This window comes from Pantoea sp. CTOTU49201, from assembly GCF_032054795.1.
Classification (GTDB): domain Bacteria; phylum Pseudomonadota; class Gammaproteobacteria; order Enterobacterales; family Enterobacteriaceae; genus Pantoea; species Pantoea symbiotica.
Map to the genome: position 1 here is coordinate 1 of NZ_DAMBSA010000128.1, position 10855 is coordinate 10855.

9 protein-coding genes are annotated in these 10855 nt (G+C 55.2%); 2 read left to right on the forward strand and 7 right to left on the reverse strand.

All coding sequences use genetic code 11. The annotated features are described in order from the left end of the window. The first annotated feature begins 239 nt into the window (after nt 1-239). Nucleotides 240-1544, forward strand: coding sequence for an MFS family transporter (locus RTY00_RS11120; protein WP_312664469.1), 1305 nt, complete (start codon nt 240-242; stop codon nt 1542-1544). Here the strand turns inward: RTY00_RS11120 and RTY00_RS11125 are convergent, their stop codons facing one another. From RTY00_RS11125 to trxC, 5 genes are all read right to left on the reverse strand, one after another. Then, a complete protein-coding gene (locus RTY00_RS11125) occupies nt 1545-1865 on the reverse strand; it encodes a YfiM family lipoprotein (protein WP_154155557.1) in 321 nt (106 codons plus the stop codon). A gap of 3 nt (nt 1866-1868) precedes the next feature. Then, entirely contained in the window at nt 1869-3224 is a 1356-nt protein-coding gene (gene pssA / locus RTY00_RS11130; protein ID WP_179453247.1) for a CDP-diacylglycerol--serine O-phosphatidyltransferase, read from the reverse strand. A 116-nt stretch (nt 3225-3340) separates the two neighbouring features. Next, entirely contained in the window at nt 3341-5998 is a 2658-nt protein-coding gene (locus RTY00_RS11140; protein ID WP_312664470.1) for a bifunctional acetate--CoA ligase family protein/GNAT family N-acetyltransferase, read from the reverse strand. Nucleotides 5999-6085: 87 nt separating this feature from the next. Beyond that, nucleotides 6086-6790, reverse strand: coding sequence for a tRNA-uridine aminocarboxypropyltransferase (locus RTY00_RS11145; protein ID WP_312664471.1), 705 nt, complete (start codon nt 6788-6790; stop codon nt 6086-6088). A gap of 91 nt (nt 6791-6881) precedes the next feature. Next, nucleotides 6882-7301 (reverse strand): thioredoxin TrxC, encoded by a 420-nt coding sequence (trxC, locus tag RTY00_RS11150; protein ID WP_008101648.1) that lies wholly within the window; start codon nt 7299-7301, stop codon nt 6882-6884. A 156-nt stretch (nt 7302-7457) separates the two neighbouring features. Here trxC and RTY00_RS11155 point away from each other — a divergent pair, with 156 nt between their 5' ends. After that, nucleotides 7458-8570: a tRNA/rRNA methyltransferase gene (locus tag RTY00_RS11155; protein WP_312664472.1), complete on the forward strand. Its 1113-nt coding sequence runs from the start codon at nt 7458-7460 to the stop codon at nt 8568-8570. Nucleotides 8571-8607: 37 nt separating this feature from the next. Here RTY00_RS11155 and emrB read toward each other — a convergent pair whose 3' ends face one another. Next, entirely contained in the window at nt 8608-10143 is a 1536-nt protein-coding gene (emrB, locus tag RTY00_RS11160) for a multidrug efflux MFS transporter permease subunit EmrB (RefSeq protein ID WP_312664473.1), read from the reverse strand. Nucleotides 10144-10160: 17 nt separating this feature from the next. Continuing rightward, nucleotides 10161-10855: HlyD family secretion protein (locus tag RTY00_RS11165; RefSeq protein WP_312664474.1), on the reverse strand; the 695-nt coding region annotated here is incomplete at its 5' end.

Below are 10855 nucleotides of genomic sequence, written 5' to 3' on the forward strand. Positions count from 1 at the left end.
CCAGGCATCAAATAAGTGAAGAAGCCCCGAACGAAAGTTCGGGGCTTTTTTACGTTTGTACATCGCTTATAAAATCCAGTAGTTAACTGAATTTGCATGAAAATGAGCAAAAAGTTGCACTAAAAACTCCTTGGCAGTCACATTTTGTAATCCAGGAATAGAGACAATTCACGCAACCAGTTAATAGATGCTTTACTGAATCCTTTGGCGTTAATTCTTCGCAAGGAAAAGAGGTAAGCATGACTGACTCCCAACAACAAAAAGTGGCACTATCTGAAACGGCAGCCGACAGTAAAAAGCGCATCTGGGCGATCGTTGGCGCTTCTTCTGGCAATTTAGTCGAATGGTTTGATTTCTACGTCTACTCCTTCTTCTCCCTCTATTTTGCCCACGTCTTCTTCCCAAGCGGTGATACCACCACCCAATTGCTGCAAACTGCCGGCGTCTTCGCAGCTGGTTTTCTGATGCGTCCGATCGGCGGATGGCTATTTGGCTACATCGCCGATCGTCATGGCCGCAAAGCCTCAATGCTGATCTCAGTGTGCATGATGTGTCTGGGATCATTAGTAATCGCTTGTCTACCGGGCTACGGCGAAATAGGCTTGGCCGCACCCGTGATTTTATTGCTGGCGCGCATGTTTCAGGGATTATCGGTTGGTGGGGAATACGGTACCAGCGCCACTTATATGAGCGAAGTAGCACTGGAAGGACGAAAAGGATTTTATGCCTCATTCCAGTATGTGACGCTCATTGGCGGCCAACTGTTGGCAGTGCTGACTGTCGTCGTCTTGCAGCAGATTCTTAGCGATGAAGAACTCCGCAGTTGGGGCTGGCGTATCCCATTCTTCCTCGGGGCGGCGCTGGCCGTCGTGGCTTTGTGGTTGCGTCGTTCGCTCAACGAAACCTCAGAGAAAAAACACCGTGAACACCGTGATGCCGGCAGTATTACCGGATTGCTGCGTAATCACACTCGTGCGTTTCTAATGGTGCTGGGCTTTACCGCAGGCGGTTCGCTAAGCTTCTATACCTTCACGACCTACATGCAAAAATATCTGGTGAACACCGCCGGGATGGATGCGCGGAGTGCCAGTGGATTAATGACCGGTTGCTTATTGGTGTTCATGTTGATTCAGCCAATTGTTGGCGCACTGTCAGATAAAATTGGTCGTCGCGCCTCAATGATGATCTTCGGTGCCGGGGCAGCAATCTGCACGGTTCCAATTCTGATGCTGCTGCAAAATGTGCAGAGCAGTTGGCTGGCATTCGCTTTGATTATGTTGGCGCTGATCATTACCAGTTTCTACACCGCGATCAGTGGAATCCTGAAAGCCGAGATGTTCCCGCCAGAAGTCCGGGCGCTGGGCGTTGGGCTTTCCTATGCGGTGGCGAATGCTATTTTTGGTGGGTCGGCAGAATACGTAGCCTTGCTGCTGAAAAGAGAAGGTATTGAAACCAGCTTCTTCTGGTATGTTTCGGCGATGGGCGCTTTAGCATTCCTGGTATCGCTGATGCTGCATCGCAAAGGGAAGGGGATTGCGCTGTAGTTACTGACTGAGATTCCACAGTGCGATACCGCTGGCGGCACCGGCGACATCCCAGCTAAGATCTTTCCAACTCCAGCCGCTCCCTGCTGAGCGGCTGTCATATAATTCTTTCCCCACACCAAAACTTAACGAAAACAGAAAGCCGAAACGCAAATTCTGCCCGTGGCTGTGATTCTGATGCTGGGAAATTTCGCTACCAGCGGCAGCCAGAACAGCGGAAGAGAAGTAGTGTTGTGCTTTATCTTTGCCGGTCCAGTTATCCTGGGCGACATGCGCACATCCACTACATAGCAAAACCACGTAGAGGATGAGCGCACGCATCGGCTAGAGCAGACGGCTAATCAAACGATCGATGCGGATACGGCGCAGGCGACGAATCAGCTTGCGCACCTTCGCTGGATAATCCGAGATACTTTCCAGCTCGCGAAAATGCTGCACCACGGAAGTATGCTCACGAATCAGCGCCAGCTCTTTTTCACGCTGTTCGGCCAATTGATTCAGCGGATCGTGAATCAGCACCGCATTCTCCAGATCCAGTCGCCACGCGCGCGGATTGAGATTATTACCGGTGATCATCATCCATTCGTCATCTACCCAAATGCCTTTCAGGTGATAACTGTTCTCGCCATCTTTCCACAAGCGTACCGTCAGCTGACCATTATTGACGTAATACTGCAAACGGCTAAGGAAGCGACGCAGGTTGATCTCATAAAGATAAGGCAGCGCGCCGATAATCTTAAACGGCTGTTCTGGCGGGATGTAGAAGTCATTAGCGGTTTTGTCGCCAATGATGATCTCAACCTCTTTGCCCTGACGCAGTAAATGAATCAGGTTACGCACCAGAATAGCGGGCAGATTGAAATAGGGCGTACACAGCGTCAGCTTACGTTCGGCGCAGGGCATCAAATGGAAGATGGTTTTGTTCAGCAGGCTGCGTTTGCCTAGGCCAACCAGCGGCGTGACGGCAAGGGATTCATTATCGGCATTGCCGGTAAACTGATAGTTGAAGCTGCGCAGTTCCTGACGGAACTGGCGCGTTTCGTTCTTAATTTCCGGACTGGAAGGGCGCTCAGTTTTATCGAGGCGGTTAACCGCATCGGATTCCTTGAGATTTTCGCAGATCCACGCATACATGGTATCGGTAAGCTGTGGATTGCGGATCAGCTGATAGCGGTCATAACGGTATTTATCATGCTGATGCAGATACACATCGTTCAGGCTCGCGCCGCTATAGAGCAGCGTATCATCAATGATAAACCCTTTCAGATGCAGCACGCCGAGCGCTTCACGAGTATTGACCGGAATGCCGTAAACCGGAATAGCGATATCCGGATGCTGAGCCGCCATTTCGCAATACCAGTCAGCATTGGTCACGCCACGAGCGGCGCCAATGCGACCACGCTGCGCACGATGCCAGTCAACCAGAATACAGACATCCAACTCCGGACGTGCCTGACGCGCTGCGTACAGCGCCTGCATTATCCCCCGCCCGCCGTCATCATTCTCCAGATACAGCGCGGTGATACAGATACGCTTTTCAGCTGCGGCAATTTTCGTCAGCAGGGTTTCGCGAAACTCGGCAGGCGAGTAAAGCGTCGTCAGATCCGACACGGATTGTGACAGTTTAGGCAGCTGTGCGAGGTGTTGTTGGTGTTTATTACGTTTAAATTTAGACAACATCACAGTGCACTTCTTCTCTGTTCATTGCATGGCCTTTTGCCATCAAATCATGATCCTAACGGTAAATAATACCATCAACCGGCCTGTAGAGGAGGACTTTTACCTTTCTGTACAGGTTAGCTGATGACATCACCGAGCGGCAAATTCAGGCTGACAATGCCATCATCCAGTTGAATATTCACGCGAAAATTGAGTTTTCGCGCCAGCGTAATCATGCCGCTATTGTTTGGCATGGTGATACCGTTCAATTGTTGCAGGCCATGATCGCGCGTATAGCGAATCATCTTCTCCAGCAAGCGTCTGCCCATGCCCAAGCCTTTCAGGTCGGATCGCACCAGCACTGAGAATTCAGCATCGATATTATCGGCATCTGAGATCGCGCGCGTTACGCCAATGATCTCGTTGACGCCATTGTGCTGGCGTACGGCGACAATCGCCATTTCGCGGTCATAATCGATTTGCGTCATATTTGCCAAATCCTCATGAGTAAACTCATTGATTTCACTGAAGTAACGATAGTAGAGATCTTCTTTAGTTACCTGAGCAATAAACGCGCGCAGCTGCGGTTCATCTTCCGGCAGGATGGGGCGGAACAGGCAATATTGCCCATCTTTCAGCTGCACCTGCTCTTCAAGATGGTGCGGATATGGGCGAATCGCCAGGCGCGTTTCGTTATCACCGTTGAAAGGTGCCAGCTGCAGCGTCACATCCAGCAGCGTGAATTCATCTGCCGATGCCAGCAGCGGATGAATATCCAGGCGCTGAATTTCCGGACAATCGACCACCAGGTTGGAAACCTGCACTAACAGCTGGCTCAGCCCAGTAATATCCAGCGGTCGCAACGCGCTGCGGCTGCGTACTTTGCCGCTTTTCATTGCCTGAATCACCAAGTAGCGCGCCAGCGTCATATTCAGCGGTGGCAAAGCCACGGCGGCTTGCTTGTCGGGCTGCCACTCCACGCCGCCTTCACCCAGCAGGATAATAGGGCCAAACAGCGGATCCTGTTCGACCACCACGCGTAACTCCTGTGCTCCGGCGCGGTTCGCCATACTCTGCACCAGCAGGCCATCAATATGCGCTTGTGGATGGGTTTCGCGCACGCGATCGAAAATGGCTTCAGCCGCTTGTTCTACTTCTGCGGCGCTGCGCAGATACAACATTACGCCTTGTACCTCGGACTTGTGCGGAATATCCGGCGAACGCAGCTTGAGCGCCACCGGATAACCAATCTGCTCGGCGATGCTGGCAGCAGCGGCACTGTCGCTGGCAATCCAGGTGGGCAGCGTCGCCAGGCCGTAAGCCTGCAACACTGGCTGCACTTCATGGGTATCCAGCGTGGTGATGCATTTATCCAGCGCTTGTTGAATCAGCTGATGTGCCTGCGCGCTGTTCTGCGTCAAACCGATCGGCAGCGCGGGCGTTTCACGCAGTTGCTTCTGGTTGCGGCGATATTCCACCTGATGCATGAACGCGGTGACGGTGCCTTCCGGCGTGCGCCAGGTGGGAATGCCGGCCTGAGTGAAAGCGCGGCGCGCGGACTGCGAGGAGTATTCGCCGCACCAGTTAGTCAGCAGCGTGACCTGCTTGCCGCGCGGATGTTTGGCAACCGCAGCGATAATCTGCTCGGCAGTTTCGCTGGATGGCGATACGGCGCTTGGCGCATGAATGATCATCAGTGCATCGAGTTCATGGCTATCCAGCAGCAGTTCAATGCAGGCGACATAGCGCGCGGGTGTCGCGTCATCTTTCAAATCGAGTGGATTGCCGCGCCCAACGCCTTCAGGCAGCAGAGCGGCCAGCGCTTGCAACGTTTCATCACTCAACGTCGCCAGCTTACCATTGCGTGCATACAGTTCATCCAATGCCAGCGCCGCCGGGGCCGCGCCGTTGCTGATGATCATCAGGCGATCGCCGCGCAGTGGACGCATATGGCTCAGCGACTCAACCGCCGTAAATAGCTCGTGCGTATCCTGCACGCGCAGCAAACCGGCGCGCTGAATCGCCGCATCCCAGGCTGCATCCAGTCCGCTATGGGTACCGATCATCGCTTGCGCCTGATGGCTGCGGCCACTTTTTATCACCAGAATCGGTTTATTACGTGAGGCGCTACGTGAAGCGGAAACAAAGCGACGCGCATCGCTGAGATGTTCGAGGTAGAGCAGAATGGCGCTGGTTTTACCGTCGCGCGCGAGGAAATCCAGTAGATCATCAACGTCGATATCCAGGCTATCACCCAACGCGATAAACCAGGAGAAACCGAGGTTACGCTGCTGCGCCCAATCGAGAATGGTGTTAGAGACCGCAGCGGATTGCGAAATAAAAGCAATGCGCCCTTTAGCAATTGGCACCGGCGAGAAGCTGGCATTTAACCCTTGCCACGGCGCCAGCAAACCTAAGCTGTTGGGCCCGAGCAGGCGAATTTGCCATTGGCTCGCACAGGCTTTCAGCTCTTCTAGCTGGCTGGACGGCGCCGAGAGAATAATGCAGGCCTTACAACCTTTTTCACCCAGTTGTTGCAGCAGCTCGAGATTACGTTTGGCGTGGGTACAGATGATGGCGAGATCGGGTGCGAAGGGCAGGCTGGCGATATCGGGCCAGGCCAGCACGCCGCTCACTGCCTTATACTTCGGCGTTACCGGCAATACCGGACCACTAAATCCACCGGCCAGCAGATTACGCATCATAAAGTAGCCGGCGCGGCCCGGTGTGATTGATGCACCGATTACCGCGATTGATTTAGGTCGTAACAGCGCTTCCAGTCCGCGTTGGCTCATCATCCGCTCCTGCCATCAAGATTGGCATGATTGTAAACGCTTTTTACCGCACTTGCCGATTCGCCGATCGCAGGCTGAGAGCCAGCTTCAGATTCCGCTACTTAATGCTTCTTCCAGAGCATGAATCGGATGATGTGGTTTTCCCGCCAGATAAGCATGACGGAAGCGTGCGAAATAGTGCTGTAACTCGGCGGCGGCGGCGAGATCGCCCGCCTGTTCCAGCAGCGCGGCAGCCACTTCGGCGGTGCAGTGCTGGCCTTCGCCGTGGGCTTCGCGCAGCGTGTAGCGCGAAGGCGCAGAAACGTTCAGCGACATCACCGGCAACGCATCCAGCCACGGGCTTTTGCGGAACATCTTGCGCGCTTCAGTCCAGGTGCCGTCGAGCATTATAAACAGCGGCGGCTTACCGGTGAGCGGCGGGCTGGTGAGCACTTCACGATCGGCATCGGCGTAAGACGCTGGGAAAACCACCAGCGGCTGATAAAGCTCATTCTTCACCGCTGCCAGCAGCGCGGCATCCGGCTCGGTGCGTGACCAGCCAAACGCCTCGGTGTCCGGCAGAACATCAGCGATTAATCTTCCGGTATTGCTCGGCTTCATCGGCTCGGTATCGAACATCACCAGGCAAAAGCGACTGCGCGCTTGCTGTGGCTGGATGGTGGCGCACAGACAGTTTTTCTGCGGCAGCAGGCAGCGCTGGCAACGGATGACACGATTACCGCGCGCAAGAAACGGGCGCGTGGCGCGCGCTAAACGTTGCGCACGTAAGCGCAGAACGGCATTTTCAAACATAGGTTCGCAGGCAGGATAAAAAACGCCAGTGTAATGGAATTAGCCGGGAAAGGTAATAAGGAAGGCCAGCACGCGGCTGGCCATCAGCGATTTACAACGATTCGTCGAGCCACTCGTTGAAGGGCGCTTTCGGCATTGCGCCATTCAGCATGTCGACCATCTCGCCGTTCTTGAACAACATAATCGTAGGAATGCTACGAATGCGGAAACGCGAGCTGAGCGCAGGTTCGGCTTCGGTATTCACTTTCACGAAGCGTACCTTGCCGCGACGCTCGTCGGCGACATCTTTAAACACCGGTGCGAAGTTAACGCACGGGCCGCACCACGGCGCCCAGAAGTCGATCACCACCGGCAGATCGTCTTGCAGATACTTATCCAGCGTGGCGGCTGTCGCGTTGGCGATTTCACCGTTGAAAAGCTCGCCGCCGCAACGACCGCATTTTGCTCCATCGGCAATGCGCGACTCGGGCACGCGGTTGGTTGCCTGACAGGAGGCACAAACTGTATTCATATTTACCTCAACCCGGACCTGTAAATCTGATGATTGCCGGACATTATGAAAAGGTTGAGTGCTATGCTCAATCTGGATTGCCCAATAGGTTCAATAGTTGATAGCTAAGCACCGACACATCAGGTAATCTTCGCGCTCTCAATGCTGGAGGAACAGATGAACGACGAATTTAAAGGCAAAAGCGGCAAGGTAAAAGTGATGTACGTACGTGATGAGGAGGGTGGTCAAAAGCCGAATCCCCGTACCGGCAAAGGCGGCCGTCCTGCTGCGCGCCAGGAAGATAATCGTCGTTCTGGTCCTCGCAGCAGTGCACGTAATAATGAAGAAGGTGGCCGTAGCGGCGCACGCAGCTCGGCACCGCGCGGTGCGAGCAATACCGAGCGCGGGCGCAGCTTTGGTCGTCGTGACGATCGTGGTGACGACAACCGCAGCTTCGGTGATTCGCCGTGGCGCACCGTTTCTCGTCCACCGGTTGCCGATGACAACCAACTGGATGAGGCCGCGAACAAGCCGGTGATCGATCCAGAGCAGATTCGCCGTCAGCGTCAGGAAGAGACGCGCGTCTACGGTGAAAATGCCTGTCAGGCGCTGTTCCTGAGCCGTCCGGAAAGCATCGTGCGTGCCTGGTTTATTCAGAGCGTAACGCCACGTTTCCGTGAAACCCTGCGCTGGCTGGCGGCCAACCGCAAAGCCTATCACGTGGTTGAAGATGCAGAGCTGACCAAAGCCTCAGGTACTGAACACCACGGCGGCGTGTGCTTCATCATCAAAAAACGCATGGGCATGCCGGTTACCGAGTGGCTGACAAAGGCACCGACCAAAGATTGCGTGCTGGCGCTGGAAGATGTCAGCAACCCGCACAATCTTGGCGGCATTATGCGTAGCTGCGCGCACTTCGGTGTGAAAGGTTTACTGGTGAATGATGCTTCGCTGCTGGAATCGGGTGCGGCAGTCCGTACCGCCGAAGGTGGCGCTGAGCACGTACAAGCAATCAGCGGTGAAAGCTTTGCCGATGGTCTGGAAGCGTTCCGTAAAGCGGGTTACACCATCGTTACCACCTCAAGCCACGAAGGCACACCGCTGGCGAAAGCCGAGCTGCCTGCCAAAATGGTGCTGGTGTTAGGTCAGGAGAGCGAAGGTCTGTCAGACAGCGCTTTCCAGCAGGGCGATCTCAGCCTGTCGATTGGTGGCACCGGCAACGTTGAAAGCCTCAACGTGTCCGTGGCGACCGGTATTCTGCTTGCCGAATGGTGGCGTCAGAACGCATAAAAAAACGGGCCGCAAGGCCCGTTTTTATTTGTATCGCTTAGTGAGCGCCGCCGCCGCCACTGCCCGCACCGAATGGTGGACGCGCAAACCACACCAGCACCAGCAAGATCAAGAACACACCCGCCGATGCCCAGAAGATCTCATTCGCCGAGATAATCAGTCCCTGATTGGTAATTTGCTGCGCGATATACGCCGAGGCCTGCTGCTGGGTCATGCCCAGACTTTCCAGCTGGTCATACATCTGCTGTGAATTGACGTTGTATGGATTCACCGACTCCGACAGATAGCTGTGATGCATCGATTCACGGTTACTCCACATAGTGGTAGTGATCGAAGTACCGATGGAACCCGCCAGCGTACGCACGAAGTTCGACAGGCTCGATGCCGCCGCCATACGTTCTGGCGGTAAGCCTGAAAGCGTAATGGTGGTCAGTGGCATAAAGAAGCACGCCACCGCAAAGCCCTGAATAAACTGCGGCCACGCCGATGCACCAAAATCCATCCCCGGCTCAAAGGTGTAGGCGCGCCAGTAGAAACAGACGGCATACATGATGAAGCTGAAGGTCACCAGCTTACGCATATCCAGCTTGTGCGCGAAGCGCCCAATGATCGGCGACAGGATCACCGGCAGAATCCCCACCGGCGCCGACGCCAATCCGGCCCAGGTGGCGGTGTAGCCATATACCTCCTGTAGCAGCTGCGGCAGTAACACTATCGAGCCGAAGTAGAGCATATAGGCCAGGCTTATCGACAAACAGCCGATGGTGAAGTTGCGCATCTTGAACAACGACAAATCGACTATCGGATGGTCGTCGGTGAGCTCCCACACCAGCAATACTAATAGCGCCACCACGGCGACCACCATCAGCACAATGATCTCGGTGGAGCTAAACCAGTCGAGCTCTTTACCGCGATCCAGCATCACCTGCAGCGAGCCAATGCCCACCACCAACAGCACCAAACCCACCATATCGATCGGGCGGATTTCGGTTTTGGTTTCACGTCCGCGCAGCGTTTGCAGCGTCAGCAACACCACCACCAAACCAATCGGTACGTTGATGAAGAAGATCCAGCCCCAGTGATAGTTGTCGCTGATCCAGCCGCCCAAAATCGGGCCGCAGATCGGCGCGACAATCACCGTCATCGCCCACAGCGAGAGCGCCACGCTGCGTTTCGCTGGCGGATAGTTGTTTAGCAGCAAGCTCTGCGACAGCGGAATCAGCGGACCGGCAACCACACCCTGAATGACGCGGAAGAAGATCAGCATCTCGAGGCTTTCGGACATGCCGCACGCCCAGGACGCCAGCACAAACAGGATGGTCGCCCAGGTAAACAGCTTCACTTCACCGATGCGCTTCGCCAGCCAACCGGTAATCGGAATCGAGATGGCGTTTGCCACCCCGAAAGAGGTAATTACCCATGTGCCTTGCGAGTTCGAGGCACCGAGGTTACCGGCGATGGTCGGAATCGCCACGTTAGCGATGGTGGAGTCGAGTACCTGCATAAACGTCGCCAGCGACAGGGCGATAGTCATCAGGACTAACGGCGCACCTTCAAGCGGTTTTTGTGCCATAACAGCCTCCCGCGGCGTTAGTCAGCGTTGGCACGAACGATGTCAGTAATCAGCTGGTTAACCGGCGCGAGGTCGATTGCCAACGCATTACTTTCATACGCGGCTTGCGAACGCGCGGCACTGGCCAGCGTGGCGCCATCTTTGTTCTGCGTGTCCACTTTCACCAGCGTGGAGAGGCCGATACGCAGCGGATGTTCCGCCACTTGTTTCGGATCCAGCTCAATACGCACCGGCAGACGCTGAACCACTTTGATCCAGTTACCGGTGGCGTTCTGCGCAGGCAGCAGCGAGAAGGCGCTGCCGGTACCCATGTCCAGGCCCACCACTTTGCCGTGATACTCCACGTCATCGCCGTAGATATCGCTGATCACCGTGGCCGATTGGCCGATACGCACACCCGCAAGCTGCGTCTCTTTGAAGTTCGCGTCGATCCACAGGTTGGTGGACGGCACCACCGCCAGCAGCGGCGTGGTGGTAGAGATTTGTGAGCCCACCTGCACGCTACGACGTGAAATGAAGCCATCAATCGGGCTACGGATTTCAGTACGCTGCAGCGCCAGCCAGGCATCGCGCAATTCAGCCGCACTCTGCTGCACCGCCGGCTGGTTTTCCAGCGCGGTATTCAGAATCATCGCCTGGTTAGCGTTGTATTGCTGCACTGCCACATCCAGCTGTGCTTTGGCTGTTGCCACGGCATCACGCGAGTGTTGCA

What these genes read in the sequence shown, in the direction of transcription:
- RTY00_RS11120 (WP_312664469.1), top strand. Translation starts at nt 240, where the DNA reads ATGACTGACTCCCAACAACAAAAAGTGGCACTATCTGAAACGGCAGCC.
- RTY00_RS11125 (WP_154155557.1), bottom strand. Translation starts at nt 1,865, where the DNA reads ATGCGTGCGCTCATCCTCTACGTGGTTTTGCTATGTAGTGGATGTGCG.
- pssA (WP_179453247.1), bottom strand. Translation starts at nt 3,224, where the DNA reads ATGTTGTCTAAATTTAAACGTAATAAACACCAACAACACCTCGCACAG.
- RTY00_RS11140 (WP_312664470.1), bottom strand. Translation starts at nt 5,998, where the DNA reads ATGAGCCAACGCGGACTGGAAGCGCTGTTACGACCTAAATCAATCGCG.
- RTY00_RS11145 (WP_312664471.1), bottom strand. Translation starts at nt 6,790, where the DNA reads ATGTTTGAAAATGCCGTTCTGCGCTTACGTGCGCAACGTTTAGCGCGC.
- trxC (WP_008101648.1), bottom strand. Translation starts at nt 7,301, where the DNA reads ATGAATACAGTTTGTGCCTCCTGTCAGGCAACCAACCGCGTGCCCGAG.
- RTY00_RS11155 (WP_312664472.1), top strand. Translation starts at nt 7,458, where the DNA reads ATGAACGACGAATTTAAAGGCAAAAGCGGCAAGGTAAAAGTGATGTAC.
- emrB (WP_312664473.1), bottom strand. Translation starts at nt 10,143, where the DNA reads ATGGCACAAAAACCGCTTGAAGGTGCGCCGTTAGTCCTGATGACTATC.